Source organism: Kitasatospora sp. SolWspMP-SS2h (assembly GCF_003259315.1).
GTDB lineage: Bacteria > Actinomycetota > Actinomycetes > Streptomycetales > Streptomycetaceae > Kitasatospora > Kitasatospora fiedleri.
In genome coordinates this window covers 1-20165 of the sequence record NZ_QLLT01000032.1, presented here as the reverse complement: position 1 = coordinate 20165, position 20165 = coordinate 1, and the positions used below count along the sequence as shown (strand labels likewise).

Annotated in this window: 18 protein-coding genes; 13 read left to right on the top strand and 5 right to left on the bottom strand. The window is 70.8% G+C overall.

Annotation, left to right across the window (positions count from 1 at the left end):
- Positions 1–211 precede the first annotated feature (211 nt).
- Positions 212–547, top strand: a complete 336-nt coding sequence (locus tag K353_RS33985; RefSeq protein WP_158585507.1) for an STAS domain-containing protein — start codon at positions 212–214, stop codon at positions 545–547.
- A gap of 950 nt (positions 548–1497) precedes the next feature.
- Positions 1498–1911, top strand: a complete 414-nt coding sequence (locus K353_RS29205; protein ID WP_111556508.1) for an STAS domain-containing protein — start codon at positions 1498–1500, stop codon at positions 1909–1911.
- A gap of 474 nt (positions 1912–2385) precedes the next feature.
- Here K353_RS29205 and K353_RS29200 read toward each other — a convergent pair whose 3' ends face one another.
- Positions 2386–2586: a hypothetical protein gene (locus K353_RS29200; protein ID WP_111556507.1), complete on the bottom strand. Its 201-nt coding sequence runs from the start codon at positions 2584–2586 to the stop codon at positions 2386–2388.
- Positions 2587–2738: 152 nt separating this feature from the next.
- Between K353_RS29200 and K353_RS37325 the strand changes: the two genes are divergently transcribed.
- From K353_RS37325 to K353_RS29175, 5 genes are all read left to right on the top strand, one after another.
- A complete protein-coding gene (locus K353_RS37325; RefSeq protein WP_370447678.1) occupies positions 2739–3452 on the top strand; it encodes a DUF6882 domain-containing protein in 714 nt (237 codons plus the stop codon).
- Between the two features lie 830 nt (positions 3453–4282).
- A complete protein-coding gene (locus tag K353_RS36990) occupies positions 4283–7348 on the top strand; it encodes an RHS repeat-associated core domain-containing protein (protein WP_305000340.1) in 3066 nt (1021 codons plus the stop codon).
- 266 nt (positions 7349–7614) lie between these two features.
- Positions 7615–8112 carry an RHS repeat-associated core domain-containing protein gene (locus tag K353_RS36985; RefSeq protein WP_111556505.1) on the top strand — a complete coding sequence of 166 codons (498 nt, stop codon included), beginning with the start codon at positions 7615–7617 and terminating at the stop codon, positions 8110–8112.
- Between the two features lie 387 nt (positions 8113–8499).
- Positions 8500–9015, top strand: coding sequence for an RHS repeat-associated core domain-containing protein (locus K353_RS37320; RefSeq protein WP_370447677.1), 516 nt, complete (start codon positions 8500–8502; stop codon positions 9013–9015).
- 339 nt (positions 9016–9354) lie between these two features.
- Positions 9355–9891 (top strand): RHS repeat-associated core domain-containing protein, encoded by a 537-nt coding sequence (locus tag K353_RS29175; protein ID WP_111556504.1) that lies wholly within the window; start codon positions 9355–9357, stop codon positions 9889–9891.
- 643 nt (positions 9892–10534) lie between these two features.
- On the opposite strand, the gene K353_RS29170 is transcribed toward K353_RS29175, so the two are convergent.
- A complete protein-coding gene (locus K353_RS29170) occupies positions 10535–11101 on the bottom strand; it encodes a hypothetical protein (RefSeq protein ID WP_111556503.1) in 567 nt (188 codons plus the stop codon).
- Between the two features lie 235 nt (positions 11102–11336).
- On the opposite strand from K353_RS29170, the gene K353_RS29165 reads away from it, so the two are divergent.
- Positions 11337–11732 carry a hypothetical protein gene (locus K353_RS29165; RefSeq protein WP_111556545.1) on the top strand — a complete coding sequence of 132 codons (396 nt, stop codon included), beginning with the start codon at positions 11337–11339 and terminating at the stop codon, positions 11730–11732.
- A 289-nt stretch (positions 11733–12021) separates the two neighbouring features.
- On the opposite strand, the gene K353_RS29160 is transcribed toward K353_RS29165, so the two are convergent.
- Positions 12022–12759, bottom strand: a complete 738-nt coding sequence (locus K353_RS29160) for a hypothetical protein (protein ID WP_233533900.1) — start codon at positions 12757–12759, stop codon at positions 12022–12024.
- 47 nt (positions 12760–12806) lie between these two features.
- Positions 12807–13562 (bottom strand): DeoR/GlpR family DNA-binding transcription regulator, encoded by a 756-nt coding sequence (locus K353_RS29155; protein WP_111556502.1) that lies wholly within the window; start codon positions 13560–13562, stop codon positions 12807–12809.
- A gap of 48 nt (positions 13563–13610) precedes the next feature.
- Here K353_RS29155 and K353_RS29150 point away from each other — a divergent pair, with 48 nt between their 5' ends.
- The 4 genes from K353_RS29150 (at position 13611) to K353_RS29135 (ending at position 17512) form a co-directional block, all read left to right on the top strand.
- Positions 13611–13994 carry a DUF4406 domain-containing protein gene (locus K353_RS29150; RefSeq protein ID WP_199528284.1) on the top strand — a complete coding sequence of 128 codons (384 nt, stop codon included), beginning with the start codon at positions 13611–13613 and terminating at the stop codon, positions 13992–13994.
- Positions 13991–14665, top strand: a complete 675-nt coding sequence (locus K353_RS29145) for an NUDIX domain-containing protein (protein ID WP_111556501.1) — start codon at positions 13991–13993, stop codon at positions 14663–14665. Before K353_RS29150 ends, K353_RS29145 begins: the two co-directional genes overlap by 4 nt.
- A gap of 1336 nt (positions 14666–16001) precedes the next feature.
- The gene (locus tag K353_RS29140) at positions 16002–16532 is read left to right on the top strand and encodes a hypothetical protein (protein ID WP_111556542.1); all 531 of its coding nucleotides are present in this window, start codon (positions 16002–16004) and stop codon (positions 16530–16532) included.
- A gap of 524 nt (positions 16533–17056) precedes the next feature.
- Complete coding sequence (locus K353_RS29135; protein WP_158585506.1) at positions 17057–17512, top strand: STAS domain-containing protein; 456 nt, start codon at positions 17057–17059, stop codon at positions 17510–17512.
- 553 nt (positions 17513–18065) lie between these two features.
- On the opposite strand, the gene K353_RS29130 is transcribed toward K353_RS29135, so the two are convergent.
- Positions 18066–18275 carry a hypothetical protein gene (locus K353_RS29130; RefSeq protein ID WP_233533899.1) on the bottom strand — a complete coding sequence of 70 codons (210 nt, stop codon included), beginning with the start codon at positions 18273–18275 and terminating at the stop codon, positions 18066–18068.
- Between the two features lie 644 nt (positions 18276–18919).
- On the opposite strand from K353_RS29130, the gene K353_RS33980 reads away from it, so the two are divergent.
- Entirely contained in the window at positions 18920–19138 is a 219-nt protein-coding gene (locus K353_RS33980) for a hypothetical protein (RefSeq protein ID WP_146616595.1), read from the top strand.
- Positions 19139–20165: the final 1027 nt, after the last annotated feature.

The following is a 20165-nucleotide window of genomic DNA, read 5'->3' as shown; positions in this document are numbered from 1 at the left end:
TCCCACATCGGGCCCCAGTCCCACGCCGGGCCCCAGTCCCACATCGGGCCCCAGTCCCACGCCGGGCCCCAATCCCACATCGGGCCCCAGTCCCACGCCGGGCCCCAGTCCCACGCCGGGCCCCAGTCCCGCGCCGAGCTCAAGCCCGAGCCCGATGGCGGGTCCCGGTCCGTATCCCGGTGTGGGTTCGGGCGCAGACGGGACGCTGTCCGTGGTCCTCTCGCGCGTGGGCGCGGCGTGTGTCCTGCACGTGCGCGGTGAGCTCGACTTCGACACCGTACCGGCCTTCATAGAGGCCGTCCTTGCGGCGCTGGATGGTGCGTGCCGGCTGCTGGTGCTGGACCTGGCCGCCTTGGAGTTCTGCGACTCCAGCGGCCTGGACGCGATGCTGGATGCCCGCGCCAACCCCCACCACACCCCCCTCGTGCTGGTCGCCCCCACCCCTCCGCTGCTTCGTGTCCTGGAAATCACCGGTGCCGGGCCCTTCTTCGTCACCGCCGCCAGCATCCAGCATGCCCTCGCCTGCCACGGCCTGCCCGCCACCTGACACCGCCCCCGGCACGGCCACCTGGCGCGGCCTCCTGACATCCCCGCTCCGTGCACTGTCCATGGAGGCCGGGACGGGTCCGCGACGGCCGGGGCCGGGTGACCGGTCGGGGATGTGGGTTGTTGGGCTGGGTGTGTGCGGGTGGCCGGTGTTGTTTGCCCGGGTGCCCGCTACTTCCTTGACGCCCGGTTGTGGCGGTTTTCGTGCCGCCTACAGGGGGTGGTCGTTGGGTGGGGGTGTGGTGGCCCCGGGCCTTCCTCTGGTCCGGCCCGGCACCCCTCCGTCGTAGTTGGGCCTCGGAGGGAGGGGCCACCCGCTGGGGCGCCCCGAGCTGCGGGGCGCCCCAGCCCACCGTCATAGCAGCGCGACCTGCCGCACCCTGTGACCTGCACCGAGACCCTCCGGCCCCCCGCCCGTAGTCCATCGCGACAGCCCCACAGACACAACCCCAGCCCGCACCCGCCCGCAGGATCGGCGCCCTTGGCGGCTAGGGTCCGCTCACCGGGGTGCCGCGAGGTCATCGATGTGCTTCGACTGCGCGCTCCGGCCGGCGGTATGGGAGTGGCTGCCCGGCCGGGGCGCATGCACCGCTCCATGCGGGTCATACGGATGGTGCGGAACCTGTAGCCCAGTCCTGTGGGCGCTGCTGACCTCTTCGTCCGGGTTCCGCGCAGACGCCGCCCCCGCGGTACCTGGCTGCGCTTCGAGCACGCGGCCAAGGTCCGATGCCGTAGGGGCGGCGTTTGTGCGCGCACCCGCAGTGCCGAAGGCGCCGGGTGAACGGAAGACGCGGGTTGTGGGCCGGAGGGTGCGCGGATTGACGGCCGGCGGCACGCCGGAGCCCGATGGCGCCGCTCGTTTTTCCCCCGGGGGTGGCCGGGGTGGCCCGTGGCGTCACCCGTTAGGTCAAAGCCGTATACCCGCCCGAGCTCAGGGGAAGACGCCCGCGCATGCCCTCAGACGCTGCTGCCGGACATGAGCCGGATCCCGCCCAAGCCCTGCGCATCACCTTCTCCGATTCGCTGGCGCCGGTGCGGGTGCTGCGCCTGGAGGGCGAACTGGACTTCCATACCGTCCCGCGGCTGCAGCGCGCACTGACCACCGCGATCACCAACGCCACCGCCCGCGCCGCCCGCGCCGCCGAGGGCGCGGATGTTCCGCCTGTGGTCCTGGAGCTGTCCGGGCTGGCGTTCTGCGACTCCACGGGCCTGTACGCCCTGCTCACCCCCTGCCTCCCCACCAGCCCCGCGAGCGTCCCCGTCCATCTGGCCGCACCGCCCGCGCACCTGCGCGACCTCATCGAGGTCAGCGGCCTGAAAAGCCTGCTCACCATCCACGACACCGCCCCCGGCACGGCCACCTGACATCTCCGCCCCGCGCACTGCCCTCGGCGGCGTGCCGTGCCCGCAGACGCGGCTGCGCAAGCCGCCCTGGCCGCTTTGACAGCTGCGGTTCTCGTCCCGTTCTGGTTCACGGTTGTCCGTGGTGCCCGGGACGCTCTACGACGGCCGGAGCCGGGCGACCGGTCAGGGCGGGTGACCTGATGGTGGGGGGTGTGGGGCTGGATGTGTGCGGGTGGCCGGTGTTGCTTGCCGGGCTGCCCGCTACTTCCTTGACGCCGGGTTGTGGTGGTTTTCGTGCCGCCGGCGGGGTGTGGTCGTTGGGTGGGGGTGTGGTGGCCCCGGGCAGTTTTATGGTCCGGCCCGGTATCCCTTCGTCGTGGTTGGGCCTCGGGGGGAGGGTCACCCGCTGGGGCGCCTCGCGGCTCGGGGCGCCCCAGCCCGTCGGTGCAGGCGTCCAGACGAGGAGAGGGACGGTTCCCGCGGCGCGCCATGCGCTCAGTCGAGGGCGGCTGCCGCCAAGGTCACCGCGGGGGCCGGGTGCGGGACGGCTGCCGGGCGCTGCTCGGCCATCAGGCCTGGGTCGGACGCCGTGCTCGCGCCGGTCGGCGCCAGCAGTGCGGCGCCGAGGGCCGCGTCGAGTGCGGCGTCCAGGACCTCGGCCGTCGTGAACTCCCCGCCGGCCACCAGCTCGTGCACCAGGGCGGCGGCCCGCGCCGGCTCGGCGCCCTGGTCACCGGCGCCCGCCCGGGGATGATTCGCGCTCTGTTGCGCGTGGCGGCAGCGGTACGGGTCAGGACGCCCCCGGCTCCTCCACGATTTCCTGCACCCGGGCCGGTGCCACCCGGGCGGTGCTCGTTCGCCGTGGGCGCTCCTGCTCGCGGGCGACGGCCTGTGGCCACCGGTCCCCGCCAGGTCGTGCCCTGTGCCGGGGCCGTCTCCTTTCTCCGGGCGTGTCGGGTAGGTCCGGGGTGTGGGGTCACTGTGTTTGTTCGCGTGCGTCTGACAGACTGCGCGGTGTGGATGTGCCTGAAGGGGGAGTTGGGGCGGGTGGTGCGGGCCGGGCGGGGGCGCGGGCTGATCTGGGTGTGCTTTCGCTCCGGGGCCAGGGCCTGATCGATCGGATGGATCGGGTTCACGCCTCCTGGGGGCTGGGCGCGGCCAGGCGCTGGGACCTGGACCAGGAGAGCGGCGTCATCGCCTGGAGTGCGCCCGGCTGCACCGCCACGGCACCGGCGCAGGTTCTGGGGACCTTCGCTCCGCGGGCCGGTACGTGGCTGTGGGCTTGGGCGAACCGTAGTCTGCTGTCTGGTGTGAGTCGTGACTCGCGCAGCTTCTGCGACTGGGCGCAGGCCAACGGGCATCCCGGGCTCGCCCGGCCGAGGATCGACGCCGATGAGCGCACGGCCTCCGTGTTCGCGGCCCTGGCGATCGGGCTGATCGGGGTCGGTGGGTACTACAGGGCGCCGGTGGGCGCCTCCTCCTACATGGCTGTCGTGTTCGGGCCGGTCACCGTGAGGGCGGTGGACGGCGGCGTCCGCGTCTTCGACGGTGCTGCCCGGTAGTTCCCCGGCGGGTGGCCTTGCCTGGCGGCCGGGGCGTCACGTTCTGGCGCAGTGCCGGTGCCGGTGCCGTGCTGTCGCTTCCTCGGTCTCTTCGTGTCCCTCCTGCCGGGCGGGGTGCTGCCGCAGGAGGTGGTACGGGTGCTTCGCGGGCCCGGGCCCGCTCCCACCGCTCCCTGCCGCCGGCTGCGCGGGCCCGGGCCGGTCGCAGCCGGCGGTGTCGAGGGCGCGATCGCGAACGCAGGCTCCTGGCCGTTTCGGTGGTGGTGTTGTGTTCTTGTGGTGGCGTTCTGGGATGTTGGTGGGGACGGGGCCTGTTTGTCGGGTTCGGGGGTTTCGCGGCCTGATGTGGGTGGGTGTGTTCCGGACGTTGTAGGTGGGGCGCATGGGGTGGCGCGGGGAAGTGCGCCGGGTGGGGTGCGGCGGATCACCACCGGTCATGCCTGTGGCATGTGCCGGTCATGATCGGATCGCGGTACGGCGGTGGGTGGTTGGTGGTGTTTCGGGCGTCGGTGGGAGTTGGCCGGTTTCGGGTGCCTGGTAGGGAAGTTCGTGGGTAGACGGGGGCCTCTTTCCGGGTCGGTGTGTGTGGGAACGTTCGTGCGGCTCGCCGGCCGTCGGGGTCGGTGGATGTCTTCCTTGGGGGGAAGATGCGTTCTTCACGTGCCCGGAGCACGTCGCTTCGGCATGCTCGTTCCAGTGCGGTGGCAGTGGTGCTGGCGGTGGCCGGGGCGTTGGTGCCGGGGGTTTCCTGGGCGGCGCCGGCGGCGCCGGCGGCGCCGTCGGGGTGGGGTTCGGGTGCGGCGCTGGCCGTTCCGGCGGTCCCGGTGGGGGTGACCACCGCGCCGGCTTCGCAGCCCTCGAACCCCGTCGGCGCTCCGGCGTCGGCGCAGCGCTCCGCCTCGCCGCAGGGCGCCCTGTCCTCGCAGGCGGTGGCGGGCTCGGGGCAGGGCGAGATCCCGTGGAACACCTACACGTCGGTGCGCCTGCACGACGCGCTGGTGGCGAAGGTGAACCTGGCGACCGGGAACCTACTGCTGGCCGCCACAGACCTGGACCTGGCGGCGGTGGGCCAGCGCCTGCAGTTGACTCGCAGCTTCAACTCGACCGCGAGCCCGTCCGGGCCGCTGGGCCACGGTTGGTTCGCCGGTTTCGACCGCTACCTGGTGTCGTCCGCCACCAGCGTGGTCGCCTACGGGCAGTCGGGGGAGGCCGTCACCTTCGGCGCGAACGCCGACGGCACCTACCAGGTGGCCACCGGCTACGACGTCTCGCTGACCCACAACGCGGGCGGCACCTGGACGCTGCTGCACCGCAAGGACGGCACGAAGGAGACCTACAACGCCTCCGGCAGCCTGGCGTCGATCACCGACCGCAACGGCGACGCGGTCAACGTCGCCCAGCACACCGACACCAACGGCTCCATCACCGGGTTCAGGGCCACCGACGCCCGCTCGGGCCGCTGGATCGACCTCACCGCCACGGGCACCAACACGTGGAAGGCCACCGACAGCACCGGCCGCACCGTCTCCTACGCGTTCAGCGGCCCGGACAGCGCGCAGGTGCTGACCGTCACCGATACCGAGAACCACCCGACCGTCTACGCCTACGACTCCAGCCACCGGGTGGTGAAGGCCACCACCCCCGAGGGCCGGGCGACTGCCTTCACCTACGACAGCGGAAACCGGGTCACCTCCGTCACCCGCATCACCACCGCCGGTGGCAGTACCGGCCTGACGACCCTGTACGCGTACTCGGCCTCCAACGGGAGTGCGGGCACGACGACGGTCACCGACCCGGCCGGCCACAACACCATCTACACCCACGACGGCAGCGGGCAGAGCACCTCGGTCGAGGACGCACTGCACCACTCGCGCTCCACCACCTGGGACGCCTCGCACAACCAGGCCACCGCCACCGACGCCCTCGGCGTGGGCACGACCCCGGGCAACACCACGACCTTCGGCTGGAGCGGCAACAACCCCACCTCCGCCAAACTCCCGCTGGGGGCCACCGCCCTGCTGGGCGGCTACGCGGCCCGCGGCGGCGCCCAGCTGCCCGCCACCCTCACCGACCCCCAGGGCAACCAGACCACCTACAGCTACGACGACTCCGGCAACCTCACCCAGGCCAAGGACACCACCACCGGTGGCAGTGCCGCCCACCTCGACTACACCTACAACCCCGCCACCCCGACCTGCGGCGGCTTCCAGGGGCAGCGCTGCTCGGCCACCGACCAGGGCGGCAATACCACCACCTTTGCCTACGACACCCAGGGCAACCTGACCACTGTCACCCCGCCCGCCCCGCTGGGCAAGACCACGATCACCTACGACAGCGCCGGCCGCCCGGCCTCGGTGACCGACGGGCGCGGCCTGAAGACCACCTACGAGTACGACAAGCACGACCGGCCCACCGTCGTCGACACCCCCAACTCCCGTGTCGAGCTGGACTACGACACGGACGGAAACCTGACGCAGCGCCACGACGCGGCGGGCATCTCGAACTTCAAGTACGACCCGCTGGGCCGTGAGACGTGGCGCAAGCTGACCACCGGCGACGAGTCGGCGCTGTGCTACGACGCGGCCGGGAACGTCGACGAGTACAGCGACCCGTCGGGCACGATCACCTACGGCTACGACGACGCCAACCGCCTCACCTCGCTCACCGAACCCGGCGGCGCGAAGACCACCTACGACTACGACAGCAACAACCACCGCAAGAACACGACGTTCCCCGGCGGCGCGAAGCAGGACACCACGTTCGACAACGACGGCCGCCCCACCTCGATCACCGCCACCAGCGGCACCGGCACGGTCCTCTCCAAGCTCGCCTACACCTACACCACCGGCGCGGGCGGCAGCGACGGCACCAAGACCGCCACCCGCACCGACAACGCGGGCAACAAGACCACCTACGCCTACACCACCCTGGGCCGCCTCACCCGCGCGGTGGAGACCAACACCTCCGGCACCCGCACCGCCGGCTGGCTCTACTGCTACGACAACGCCGGCAACCTCACCACCACCAACACCACCGCCACCTCCGCCAGCACCTGCACCGGCCAGACCGCCACCTACGGCTACAACGCCGCCAGCGAACTCACCACCGCGAACGGCTCCACCGCGGGCTGGTCCTACGACGGCGCCGGCAACGAGACCGGCGCGGCCTCCCCGGCCGGTGCCCGCAGCGCCGAAACCTGGTCCGAGTTCACGCAGTTGGCCGGGATCACCACCGGCGGCACCCACCTGGACGCCGCCTACGCCGGCACCGACAGCGGCGAGCGCACCCGCCTGGGCACCACCGACTTCGCCAACACCGCCCTGGGCGTCGCGGCGATCCAGTCCGGCACCACCCTCACCGGCATGATCCGCGAACCCTCGGGCACCCTCACCGGTATGACCCGCTCCGGCGCCACCTACCACTACCTCACCGACGCCCAGGGCTCGGTGACCACCGTGGTCAACTCCGCCGGTCAGCAGGTCGACGCCTACACCTACACCCCCTACGGCACCGCCCGCACCACCACCGAGAGCGTCGCCCAGCCCTGGCGCTACACCGGCGCCTACCTCGACCCCACCGGCCTCTACAAGCTGGGCGCCCGCTACTACGACCCCGCCCTGGGCCGCTTCACCCAACCCGACCCCTCCGGCCGCGAGACCAACGCCTACGCCTACACCGCGGGCGACCCCGTCAACCACACCGACCCCAACGGCCTGGAAAATTCCCCGCTGGAATATGTGAACTTCGCCTTGGGAACCGTCGGTGCGGTAGCTGGAATCGTAGGACTTGTCGCAACTTCACCGGTCGTCATCGGCGTCTCGGCGGGCATCGGTGGAGCGATCGGTATCGCTTTGGCAGTCGAGGGCGCGGCATGCCTGTTCTCTGAAAATTGCTAGGAGGGAAATAAGATGCAGACTCTGGCCTATGCGCTCATCATTGGGTGCGGGGCGGCTATGGCAATATTTTTCATTCTTTCCATAAAGAATTCAGAACGCAGAGACGCTGGGAAGGTGTATAGAGTGGCTGCATTGACTGCGGCCGTCTTGCTCATGGCGAGTCTGGTTTTTGGCATTATGGTTTAAAGTGCATGGGATGGCGCTTGCGTGGTGGGCTTAGATAATCCGCCACGCAAGCGCTGTTGCATTTAGTATTTGTTCTCACCATGGATGTCGACAGTATCCGGCCGGCCAGTGCTCTTTATCGTCGATTTCGCGCTGCGGTGGAGTTTGCTATGGTTCCCCCTTGTCAAGCTGGAATTCCTCTCGATCCCACAGTTATCTACAAGCTGGGCGCCCGCTCCTACGACCCTGCCTTGGGCCGCTTCACCCAACCCGACCCGTCGGGCCGCGAGACCAACACCTACGCCTACACCGCGGGCGACCCCGTCAACCACACCGACCCCAACGGCTTGTTCGCGTGGAAGGACGTGGTCGTCGGTGTCGCGGGTGTGCTCGCAGTCGCCGGTGCAGCGGCCATCATCGCTCCCGCATGTGCCGGAACTGCGGGAATCGGATGCGCTCTGGCCGGCAGCGTTACCGCTGGCCTGTGGGGAGGCGCTGCAGCGGGTGGTACAGCCGCAATGCTCGGACTCGACCCTGAAGGATATCTCGAAGCGGGAGTGGGCGCGGGCTTGCTGGCGCCCTTCGTTCCTGGTTTCTGAGCAGTCGGCCGCCCGTTGGCCCGTGGTGTGGCTGCGATAAGGAAGGAATCCATCGCATGGTAAAAAACGGCGCAGCAAGGTTCGCTCTCTGGCTTCTTGCCATGCTGGCGATTATGATGGTAATGATTTTCATCTGGCAGGCAAACATCGCCGCATGGGAGGCGATTCTATGCACAGTCGCGGTCGCCGCAGTGGTTCTCTTCGCATCATGGGGTGCGCATTCCATATCGGATCGGAGAAAATGATTTGACGTAAATCTTTAAAGATCGGGCGCGGGTCGAGAGTGCGCGAGGCTCCTAGTTTAATTTAGGCGCCTCGCGCACTGCCGGTTCTGTGGGCTGCCTCCAGTGGGTGAAGGTTCAGTAGCGCTCCAACCAGCACCTAATTGTGCATCCCGGACCAGAGCGCGATCTGAATCTCGGGCAGGTCGGCGCCTGCACCTACACCCCCTACGGCACCGCCCGCACCACCACCGAGACCGTCGCCCAGCCCTGGCGCTACACCGGCGCCTACCTCGACCCCACCGGCCTCTACAAGATGGGCGCCCGCTCCTACGACCCCGCCCTGGGCCGCTTCACCCAACCCGACCCCTCCGGCCGCGAGACCAACCCCTACGCCTACACCGCAGGCGACCCCGTCAACCACACCGACCCCAACGGCCTTTCCTCGGCAGGTAGTTACGCTCTTAGCTGTGTTAAGGGCGGCGGCATGGCAGCTGGCATAGGCCTTGCGACCGGGGTCACCGAAACTGGTATCGGTGCGGCAGTTTCTTTCGGAATCGGCTGCGCATCAGATGTGGCCACCGACCTGGTCGGTGACTACATGGATGAAGGCGCTGGCGACGCAATTAATACAGTCAGTGCGCTCAAGGATTTGGGCGACATCATCGGCGCCCTTATATGAAAGGATCTCCATGTCTACCATCTGGATTATTCTTGCCATTGTGGGGGCGGTTGCGTTGATGATTCTCTCCAAATGGTCTCGATCTTCAGCGGCTAACGATTTCTTCCTCCGCCGTAAAGAGCGCAAGCAGAATCAGCGCTAAAAATCTTCTCAATGGACTTCAAAAAAGGTGAAATCCTTATATTTGGTCCATTTCTGGAAGAAGTGAGGGGGTTGGCTGCAGCCGACCCCCTCGCGGCGCATTATCCTCGAATCACTGCTTCTGAACTTGATTAGGTGATGTATTGACCCGAAACGCTAAATTCCTGGCACCTCGGTGATGTAGCGGGCGTACGGGCCATGGAAGTAGCCGCGGACGATGTGCGGCTGCTTCTGTGGACGGCGGAAGAATCGTCGGACCTCTACACCTACACCCCCTACGGCACCGCCCGCACCACCACCGAGAGCGTAGCCCGGCCCTGGCGCTACACCGGCGCCTACCTCGACCCCACCGGCCTCTACAAGCTGGGCGCCCGCTCCTGCGACCCCGCCCTGGGCCGCTTCACCCAACCCGACCTCTCCGGTCGCGAGACCAGCACCTACGCCTACGCCGCGGGCGACCCTGTCAACCACGCCGAGCCTAACGGCACATTCGACTTGGCCGCGAACCTGGCCTCTGCAACTGTCGGCGCGGTATCTGCTGTAGCAGTCTTCGCCCTCACCGGTAATCCGGTTGCTGCAGGTGCCGTCGGCGGGTGCTCCGCTGGTTTTATGAGTGAGTATCTGAGTTCGGGATCCGTGAAGGGGGGCTTGGAGTCATGCGCAGTCTGGGGGGTTTTGGGAGGCGTCGCAGGAAAGCTCACTTCGCTGTGGCAAGAAAGGCGAAAAGATGAATAAAAAAATACGGGGAACTACTCGAATTAAATGGTCGGCGAGTTCGATCATCATGGGGTCTATGATCTTCGTCTGGTTTGCCGTAGCGCACTATCCGAAGCTCTGCGTATGGATTTCCGTATTTATCGTAATTGTCGGTATCGCGGCAATGGTGCGAGGAGTGATCGAAGTCGGGCGTGACAAGCGGAGCGGGAATCTCATGTAAGTAAATTTGGGCTCGGGCGTGGATGGCCCACCAGCTTTGCTGGTGGGCCATCCACGCCCGAGGGCTTCGGCTCGCGCTCGGTAAGGACATACAAGAGCAGTTCGGCGCCGTGGCGGGTGCTGCCCCCGTCTCGGGGTCGGCGGTGGGTTTGCGGGTGCGGCGGCACACCGCTGCCCCGCCGCCGATCGCACCGGCTCGCCGCACTGGCGGTAGCGCGGGCTCCTGCCTGGTGGCCACATCTCCGGCCTCCTCCCCGCCCGGCGGCCGGGCGCTGGTGACGGCTACTCACCCGCCACTCACTCGGCCCCGGAAAGCATGCCCTCACGGCCGTGAGCAGCTACGGGCGTCCGTCCACGGGGCGAGTGAGTGATGGGTGAGTGCCACCGGCCGACCCGGTCGCCGACCGACGCGAAGGGCACCCCGGAGCCTCCGGCGGGCCCTTTAGCGCTGCCGGACCCGGTGGCCGGTCAGGATCCCCCGTCCGGAGCGCACAGCGGCCTCCAGAGCGCCCGTCAGGGCTTCGAGTTCGAGTGGGTAGTAGCCGAGGGTGGTGGAGGGCATGGCGGCGGCGAGCGTGCATGCCGCGACCAGGTCCAGGCGTTCGGTGCCGGTCAGGGCGGGTAGTGTCTCGACGTCCTGGGTGTGGTGGACGGGGCCGAGCAGCACGCCGGGTAGCAGTGCCTGCCGGTGGTCGGTGCCCGGCGCCCCGCCCTCCTCGCCCGGCACGCCTTGGCCACCTGGCACGATCGCCGTCCCGCTGGCGGCCTCCACCGCCTCGGCGGCGTTCAGCAGCGCCTGGGCGTGCGTGTGCTCGCCCTGGCGCCCGGCCAGTTCCCGCACCCAGCGGGCGGCCGCCCGTCCGGCTTCGGCGGCCCGCGCCAGCGCCCGCTGCTCGCGCTCGTCCGTCTCGTACGGGGTGTCCTGGTGGTCGAGGCGCAGGGCCTGGCGCTGTTCCTCGTCGGGGTGCTGGACGAGGGTGACCGGACCGGGGGCGGGGAGGGAGTCCATGCCTTCCCAACTCCTCCCCGGTCCGGCGAGGTCGGGAGAGCGGCAGCACGGGCCGGGTTGGTGAACCCCGCCGGACACGGACCCCGTCCGCTACCCGCCTGTCAGGACGACCCTGACAGTCGGGCGGCCGGCTTGGAGGTTGCCGTCCTTCCCGGTGCTGTTTCCTGTCTGGTGGTGTTGTCCCTGGGGCGGTGGGGTGAGCGGTTCGGGCGGGGGGAACTGCACGGGTGTGGAGATGATCAGCGGCAGCGGCCTGCGCGGGCGGCCCTGGCCGGAGTTGATGCCCGACGGGCGTGCGGCCCTGGTCCTGCCCGCCGCCCCCGACCGCCCGGTTTTCGCCGGGGACGGCTGGGCGGACCGCACCACCGGACTCGGCCTGGCCGCCGGACCGCGACCGGGCTGGTCGGCGGTCCTGGACGACTACCGCCTGACCCTCCACCGCCCCGGCGCGACGGTCTGGTTCGACGGCGAGGTCGGCGCGGACCGCCACTGGCGCCGCCGCCTGCGCGACCACCGCACCCTGCTGCTGGTGACCGGTCCGTTCACCGGCGTCTTCGACTTTCGGCCCGCGGCCGAGGCCGGGCGGCTGTTCCTCCTCACCGTCTCGGCCCGGCTCGCCGGCGACCTCTGATCCCGGCCCTGTTCGATGCAGGCCCTCGTCGCCCGGGTCGGCCGGGTTCGGGTCGGCGCGGCTGCCTGGGCGGTTCGTGCTGGCCGTCCTGAGGCGTGTGGGGTGCGGGGGTGTAGCCGAGCAGCAGCAGGTTGCCCTCGATCTCGAAGACGAAGACGTCGATCCAGTCGCTGGGCTTGGTCCACCGGCCGGTGGCGGGGTGCCGGACGGCGGTGTGCTTGGCCTCCGGTAGAACCCGCCGCGCCCGAAGCGGTCGCGAAGTCGCCCTGCTGCCGGGTGGTTGGGGGGTTCAGAGTCGTGTGATGAGGACGGTGGCGTTGTCCGCGTAGGCGGTGGGGAGCGCGTGCGCGTGCCGGATGGCGTTCCCGACCAGGCGTTCAGCGGCGTTGTGGGGTTCGCCGGTCAGGTGGTCGGCGAGGTCGTGGCCGGCGTCCTCAAGGGGTTCGTAGGCGCCGTCGGATGCGAGGAGCGGACACGCGGGCCGGGCCGGGCCGCGTAGGGCCTCGACGGCCGGATGGCCCCAGAGCTGCTCGGTCTCCTGATCGTCGTCACTTCCCCTGAGGCAGGCGGTGATCAGGTTCCGGTCTCTGCCGTAGGCGCGCCGGGCGTTGTGGTCTTCGGTGAGCAGACGCAGGCGCCCGTCGAGGAGGAGGTAGGCGCGGGCGCCACCGGACCAGGCGACGGACAGCAGGCCACCGGGGGCGTGGACCGCGACGACGGCCGCGGCTTCGGGCAGGGTGTGATCGCGGTCGGCACGGGCGGGGTCGGCGGCGTAGCGCGCCCGCTCGGTACGCGGGCCGGTCTCCGCGTCCGCGTGCACGGCGGCCGCACGGGCCAGCCGCCGGGCGGCCGCCCGTGTCCAGGCGCGGACGTCCGGGGTGTCCCCGATGCCGTCGAGGAGGGCGTAGGCCCGGATACCGTCAGGGAGCCCGTGCGCGGAGGTCGCATCGCACTGGAGAAGCCGGTCGCCGAGTCGCTGGGCGGCAGCGTACGACCTCGTCAGAACCTCGTTCATGGAACTCGTCACGCCCGAATCGTCCTCACATCAGCAGGAACTGACTCAGCCGGCTCTCGTCAGGCTGTGAGGACCTTTACGCCGAGTGTCCTCAGCTGCTCGATCACCGTGCCGTGGGGATCGGCGTCGGTGATCAGCCCGGTGGTCTTCTCCCATGGCAGGACGCGGTAGGGCGAGGCTGTTCCGATCTTCTCGCTGGAGGCGAGGATGTAGGTGTCCGCGGCCCGCGCTGACAGGGCGCGCTTCATTGCCGCCTCCTCGGCGTCGCCCGTGGTCAGTCCGGCCTCGGGGTGGACGCCGGTGACGCCGAGCAGGCACAGGTCGGCGGAGACGTTCTGCGCGGCCTCGACCGCGGCCGCGCCGCAGGTGACCGCCGAGTGCTTGAAGACGCGCCCTCCGAGGAGGAATAGCTCCGCCCGCGGGTGGTCGATCAGTGCCGTGGCGATCGTCGGGCTGTGGGTGATCACCGTGCAGGTGAGGTCCTTCGGGAGAGCCCGCGCCACGGCGAGGGCGGTGGTGCCGCCGTCGAGGATCACCGAGCTGCCCGGCTGTACCAGTGCGGCGGCCAACGAGGCGACCTTCCGCTTGCCGCCCGGGGCCACTGCCTGCCGGGCGTCGTAGTCCACCACGGCGGGAGAGGCGGGCAGCGCGCCGCCGTACACGCGTTGGCACAATCCCTCGGCGGCGAGATCGCGAAGGTCGCGCCGCACGCTGTCCTCGGAAATACCCAGTTCGGCGGCGACGTCCTTGGCCACGACCTTTCCCGTGCGGGCGAGCAGATCGAGCAGGTGCTCACGTCGTTCAGCAGCCAGCATTCACGTTCCTTCCTGTTATTGCACGTTTTTGCATGTATCTTAGTCGCCATGACCGCCAAGCCACTGCTCATCCTCATCGCAGGCCCCTACCGTTCCGGCACTGACGGCGACCCGCAGGCCATGGCCGCCAACCTCACCCGCCTGGAATCCGCGGCCTGGCCCATCTTCGCAGCCGGACACCTCCCGGTGATCGGCGAGTGGATCGCCCTGCCCGTCCTTCGCTCCGCCGACGCGGGTCCCACCGACCCCCTCGCCGACCAGGTGCTCTACCCGACCGCCGACCGGCTGCTCGCCCATTGCGACGCGGTGCTGTGCCTGCCGGGCGAATCCGCCGGCGCCGACCAGGACGTCGCCACCGCCCGCCGCCGCGGCCTGCCCGTCTACCACGACGTCACCGAGCTCCCGCGTCGCACCCCACAGGAGACCGCGTGACGAGCGGCCCGGGCGTCGACACCCCCGATCACCGCGGACGCACCGGTCTCCACCTCGCCGGACGCGACCTCGACCGCAACCCCGACGTCCGGATACGCGACGTCGAACTCACCTCCCAGGGCTGGCACGTCCTGCGCCGCACCACTTTCGTCTACCGGCGCCGCGACGGACGGTGGGAAACCCAGCAGCGCGAGACCTACGACCGCGGCAACGGCGCCGTCGTCCTGCCCTACGACACCGAACGCGGCCGCGTCCTGCTCACCCGCCAGTTCCGCTACCCGGCCTACGTGAACGGCCACCCCGACGGCATGCTCATCGAGGCGGCGGCCGGGCTGCTCGACGCGCAGGACCCGCACACCGCGATCCGCCGCGAGAGCGCCGAAGAACTCGGCATCGGACTCGGCCCCCTCACCCACGTGCTCGACGCCTACATGAGCCCGGGCTCCGTCACCGAGCGCCTCCACTTCTTCGCCGCCCCCTACACTCCGGCCGACCGGACCGGCACGGGTGGAGGACTCGAGGAAGAGGGCGAGGACATCGAAGTCCTCGAACTTCCCTTTGCCGAGGCCCTCGCCATGACCCGCGACGGACGCATCACCGACGGCAAGACCATCCTGCTCCTGCAATGGGCAGCCCTGTGCGGGCCCTTCGCCCGACAGCAGAACGCCTGAGGATCACCTTCGCCGGACGCGTCCGGGAAGGCAGGCCGTTCCGATCTCCCGGGACGGCTCAGATACCTCCCGAAGTCGTGAACACCTGGTGTCGGGCACTGGGGTTCTGGTCCAGCTTATGCGGTGTGACTACTCCGTGTGACTGCTGAGCTCCTCGGGGCGTCTCCCGAGATCGCCTGGAAATGACCGGTGACGGCCCCGTCCGGTCCGCCCGCCGCCCGCCGCCGTCCGCGCCCGCTGCTGGGCCTGAGTGCTGCCGGTCCAGCCGGCTGGTCCGCCCGCCGCCCGCCGCCCACCGCCCGCGGCCGGCCCCGTCCGGCCCCGTCCGGCGGCCCCGGTCCTGCCCGTCCCGGTGCGGGCCGGCCTGTCCCGGCTCGGCCTGGCCCGCCGCCGTGTGTGTGACCTGGTGGGGTTTCGGGGGCTGGTAGCGGTGTTCAGTGGACCATTTCGGGTGGGTGGCGGGGTGGTGTCGGGCGCTGGGGTGGCAGTCCGGGGTGTGCGGGTTCCGGTCACGGGATGTGGCCGCCGCGCCGGGTCGGGCGGGGGCTCCGGGGGTTGGGGCTGTTTCGGGGTGCTGCGGTGAATCGACGGCCTGTCGGGAATGCCGCCGGTTTCCGCCTGGCCTTTCCTTGCCGATTCGGTCGGGATTGCCGCCGGTTGGGGCTGTTTCGGTGGGGTCGTGAATTCGCGGGTCGGGTTCGCCGGGGTATTCCGGTGGTGGCCGGGCTGCTCCCTGCCGCCCCGCCTGCCGCCTGTCGTCGGCCGCCAGGGCGTCGCTGTGTCGGCATCCGGTCCGCCGTCCTGTCCGGGCCGCTGTCCCGCTCGGCCGCGTCCGCCCGTCCCGGTGCCCCCGCGCCCCGGTGCCCCGGTGCCCCGGTGCCTCGGGCCGGCTCCGTCCGGCCCGCCGCCCCGTCTCGCTCGGCCGCGTCCGGCCGCGTCCGGCCGCCTCCCCGCCGGCCTCCCGCCAGGACGTCGCCGTCGTCCGGCCGCGTCCGGCTGCCGTCCCGCCGCTGCCCGGTCCGCCGCCGTCCGGTGCCGGCCCGGCCGGGCGTGGGTTGTCCCACCGTTGTCCCAGGGGTGTCTCAGTACGCCGGGTATGTCCGTTTTGCTGGGACGGTCTCAGGTCGTTTTTCCTAGTGGGAGTGTTTCGCGTGCGGGGCTGGGACGGGGCTGGGACACGGCCCCGCCGACCGTCGGCCTGACCTTTGACAGGTGACCTTAACCGATTGACAAGCGATCTTGACTGCCCGCTCTGGTCACTGGTGCCTGCCCGCCGCGCCCTGTCGCCAGGGTGAGATGATCGCGGCGCAAGCCAACCGGCGACGTGGAGGACGTGATGGGGGGCCGTTTCACCGACCCGGGTTTCACGGTGCACGAGTTCACCGGCGAGGTACTCGTTCGCTGCCCGGCGTGCGGGGGCTGCGCCCTCGTCCTCGCGCAGCTGGGGCAGGAGCAGGAGGAGGACTGTTGGGCCGACCGCCGGAAGTACGCCCGCCGACGGCTGCGGTGCAGCTGCGGACACACCAAGGACGAGGTCCGGGCCGGCCAGGTGCTCGGCGGCCCCCTCGACCCCTACTTCCGGCTGCCCCTCTGGCTGGCCACCGAGTGCCGCGGCGGACGGCAGCTCTGGGCGTACAACCCCGCCCATCTCGACCTGCTGGAGAACTGCATCGCCGCCAAGCTGCGCGAGCGTGCTGTAGCACCCCGCTCGATGAGCCTGGTGGAACGGTTGCCGAGCTGGATGAAGTCGGCCGGACACTGCCAGGAGATCCTCCGGGCGATCGGCCGACTTCGCGCCTCGCTTCCGCAGAACCGACAGGCCGGCCGACCGGCCGATGATGCCGCTGCGGGGACCTCGGCGTCCTGAACTAGGCGGTCAAGGTCACCCGCCGCCCGCCGGCTGTCGCCCGCCGCCCGCCGCAGCCGGGCCCGCTGCGCCTGGCCGCTGCCCGCCGCTGCCCGCTGCCGTCTGCTGTTCCTGGCCCTGCCGGGGTGTGTTGTCGTGTCGGGTGGCCGTGCACAGGTTGCCGGGTGGCCGTGGACGGGTGTCCGTTTCGCCCTGGTCTATCTGTGTCATGTGTGTCATGGGAGGCGTGTTTTCCCTGGTGGGAGTGTTTCGCGCGGCATCTGTCTCCATGTGTGTCCGCCACGGCTGTCTTCTGGCAGGTGGCTTTGACCGGTTGGCCGGTGGCTTCGGCCGGCCGGGTTGTCGAGGATGCCGGTGGACGCCAGGGCGTAGGGTCGGGGGTGTCAGCCGCTTTCCGCCGGATCGGGGCTGTCGGCCCGCCGTTCGCAGCCTCCGCTTCTGGGAATCCCTCCCGGGCACGGCCGTCACGGCGTGGATCCTCCGTCTTCGGGCGTGCGGGTTCCGGCGGGATGAGGAGACCTCCCATGCCCGCCCAGCCGATTGCCGCCTGCCCGCACACCTTCCCTACGGACATAACCCCCCGCCCCGCCTCCGCGGGCGCAGCGCCGTTCACCGTTCATGCCGCCCGCCTGGGCACCACCGCGCTGCTCCACCTCGCCGGCGAAGTGGACATGGACACCGAACCCGCGGCGCGCGCCGCCCTCGCCCGCGCCGCCCGGCACCCCTACGACCGGCTCGCCCTGATGCTGGCGGACGTCACCTTCTTCGCCTGCTGCGGTCTCAACCTCCTCACCCGCGCCCAGGAAGAAGCCCAGCACCACCACGCCGCACTCGCACTGATCGCACCCAGCGCCCCGGTACTGCGCCTGCTGGACCTGACCGGCCGCACCGGTGCCTTCACCGTCCACGCCACCATCGCCGACGCCCTCGCCTCTGCAACAGCCGGACCGCCATCCCGCGACAAGCCGGGGTGGTCGTAGCGTCCGCGGGTCGGGTTTGCCGGGGATTGGTGCGGTGACGCGGGTGCGTGCTCGGGTCGCTGCCGGTGCCCGTGCGGGTGGTCATCGTCCCCGGCTCTGGGCCGTGCGGGGTGGTGCCAGCGGGGGATGCTTTCCGCCGCCGGGGCCGGCCCGGCCACCATCGGTCCCGGGCCGTGCGCTGGCCGCCGTTCCCGGCCCGGTGCGGCTGCGCCTGGTCGTCGTCCCGCCCCGTCCGCCGCCGTCCGCCGCCGTCCGGCTCCGGCCCGCCGCCGCCTTTCCGCCGTTCGGCCGGGTTGGGTGCGGCTGCGCCTGGCCGTCGTGCTGGCGGTGGTGCCGGCTGTCGTCCGCTGCCGTCCCTGTCCCGGCCCGGGCCGGGGCAGGGCTTGTCCCAGGGGTGTCCCACGGGTGTCTCAGCACGCCGGGTATGTCCGTTTTGCTGGGACGGTCTCAGGCCGTATCCCCTGGTGGTGGTGTTTTCGGCTGCGGGCTGGGGCGGGGTTGGGGCACGGCTCCGCACCCCGCCGCGGTCCTTCCTTCGGCTGCTGTGGTCCCGTCAGGTGGTCGGTTCTGCCCGGAGTCGTTTCACGTCCCGGACGACGGCGAACAGGGCGCAGAGAAGGATCGTGACACCGGCCGCGAGCCAGAGCGCCGATCCTCCGGATCGGTACTGCCTGATCGCCGCGAGGAGCAGGAACACGCTGGCGACGGCGCCTGATATGGAGACCAGGGCGCTGATACGGTTCGTCATGCCGACATCATCCACGACGGCGCTCTCCTGCGGCAGTGGTCGTCTCGGAGTTGATTCGGCTCGTACCGGCTTGTGCCAGGCGTGTCCCACCGGTGTCTCAGCACGCCGGTTATGTCCGTTTTGCTGGGACGGTCTCAGGCTGTTTTCCCTGGTGGGAGTGTTTCGCGTGTGGGGCTGGGACAGGGCTGGGACACGGCCCCGCGCCTCGCCGCCCGCCGCCCGCTGCTGCCCGCCGACCGCACCCCGTCGCCGACCGGCGCCGCCCGCCTGCCGTCCGGGGCCGGGCTGTCGTCGGGTGGCCGGGTTGCCGACCGCCGCCCGCCGTACCGGGCCCGCTGCGCCTGGCCGCCGCCTGTCGTCGACCGCCGCCCGCCGTCTGCTGCTCCTGGCCCTGCCGGGGTGCGTTGTCGTGCCGGGCGGCCGTACACAGGTGGCCGGGCGGCCATGGACGGGTGTCCGTTTCGCCCCGGTCTATCTGTGTCATGTGTGTCATGGGAGGCCTGTTTGCACAGGTGGGAGTGTTGCGCGTGTCATCTGTCTCCATCTGGTTCCATCTGGTTCTCCTGCTGTCCTCTGACAGGCGACCCTGACCGATTGACAGGCGATCTTGACCGGTGCGTAGAGTGCGCGGTCGTCAGGGTTCTTGCGGGCTTGGGGGTGTGGTGTTCGGCTGGTGGAAGCGGGCGTTGTGGTGGCGTGCTGTCGTCGTGGTGGCGGGCGCGGTGTGGGCGCTGCTGGGAGACGCGCCTCTTTGGCAGCGGTTGGTGCTGGCGGCGCTCGTGGTGGGCGGCGCGGTCGATCTGCTTCTGGCCTTGATCGAACGGTTCGGGCCGCGGCACCGAAATCGCGCTGAGCAGCCGAAGACCGTGCAGCGGTAGACATCGGCCGGACCCCGGCCACGAATCCAGAAGGCTGGGGCGGCGACTTGCCCTGACACCGGTCAAGATCGCTTGTCAATCGGTCAAGGCCGCCTGTCAAAGGTCTGTCTCTCCTGCCCCCTGGCCCGGCGGGCCGCCTGCCATCCCCGCCCCGGGCCGCCGGCCGTTCCCGCCCGGGGCCGCCGCCGCCGAGCTGCCGCCGCGTTGACGGTGTGCCGGGTGCGGTGTCGGGCAGCTGCTCCTGGCCGCCGTCCCCGGGGCCGCTGCCGCCCGCCGCTGCCCGCTGCCACGGCCCCGTCTGCCGTCCCGGGCCGGTACCGCCCACCATTGGCCCGTACCGGCCGGCCACCGTCCCGCTGCCGGGCCGTCAGGCCCCGCGCCCCCCGGCCCCCTCGCCGCCTGCCGTCGACCGCCCCGCCGCCTGCCGTCGACCGCCGCCCGCCGCCACGGCACGCCCGCCGTCCCGCTGCGGGGTCGTCAGGCCCCGGCCCCCCGCACGCCCGCCGGTGCGGCCGTCAGGCCGGCACCCCCGCGCGGCCGTAGGCCGCCCGCTCGACCGGGAGGACCAGGAGCAGGAGCTGGAGGACCAGGTGGTGGAGGAGTTGGAGGAGCTGGGGGACCAGGTGGTGGTGGTGCCCGGCTGCGCCCCGTCCCGCTGGCCGCCCCGTCCCGCTGGCCGCCCTGCCCGGCGTCCCGCCCTGCCCGGCGTCCCGCCCCGCCGGGCCTGCTCCCTCCCGGCCCCGTGCCGTCCCGTGCCGTCCCGTGCCGTCCCGTGCCGTCCCGTGCCGTCCCGCTGGCCGCCCTGCCCGGCCCCGTGCCGTCCCGTGCGGCGTTGTGGGGGGTTTCGGGGACCGGCCCCGGATTCCACTGTCCGCGCCGCTCCTGGATTTCGTTGACTTGCCGCCGGGCCGGGTGGTGCTGCGCCCGTGTGCGGTGTTCTGCGGTGTTCTCCGGCGGTCCTGGATTTCACGGCGTGGGGCGGCGGCGGATGGCGCTTTTTCCGGTGCCGGTCGTTCCGTCCGCCGGG

Bases quoted from the DNA above. Each gene is read 5' to 3' on its own strand.
- K353_RS29205 (WP_111556508.1), top strand. From the start codon at position 1,498: ATGCCCTCAGACGCTGCTGCCGGACATGAGCCGGATCCCGCCCAAGCC.
- K353_RS36985 (WP_111556505.1), top strand. From the start codon at position 7,615: ATGGATGTCGACAGTATCCGGCCGGCCAGTGCTCTTTATCGTCGATTT.
- K353_RS29175 (WP_111556504.1), top strand. From the start codon at position 9,355: ATGGAAGTAGCCGCGGACGATGTGCGGCTGCTTCTGTGGACGGCGGAA.
- K353_RS29170 (WP_111556503.1), bottom strand. From the start codon at position 11,101: ATGGACTCCCTCCCCGCCCCCGGTCCGGTCACCCTCGTCCAGCACCCC.
- K353_RS29165 (WP_111556545.1), top strand. From the start codon at position 11,337: ATGATCAGCGGCAGCGGCCTGCGCGGGCGGCCCTGGCCGGAGTTGATG.
- K353_RS29155 (WP_111556502.1), bottom strand. From the start codon at position 13,562: ATGCTGGCTGCTGAACGACGTGAGCACCTGCTCGATCTGCTCGCCCGC.
- K353_RS29150 (WP_199528284.1), top strand. From the start codon at position 13,611: ATGACCGCCAAGCCACTGCTCATCCTCATCGCAGGCCCCTACCGTTCC.
- K353_RS29140 (WP_111556542.1), top strand. From the start codon at position 16,002: ATGGGGGGCCGTTTCACCGACCCGGGTTTCACGGTGCACGAGTTCACC.
- K353_RS29135 (WP_158585506.1), top strand. From the start codon at position 17,057: ATGCCCGCCCAGCCGATTGCCGCCTGCCCGCACACCTTCCCTACGGAC.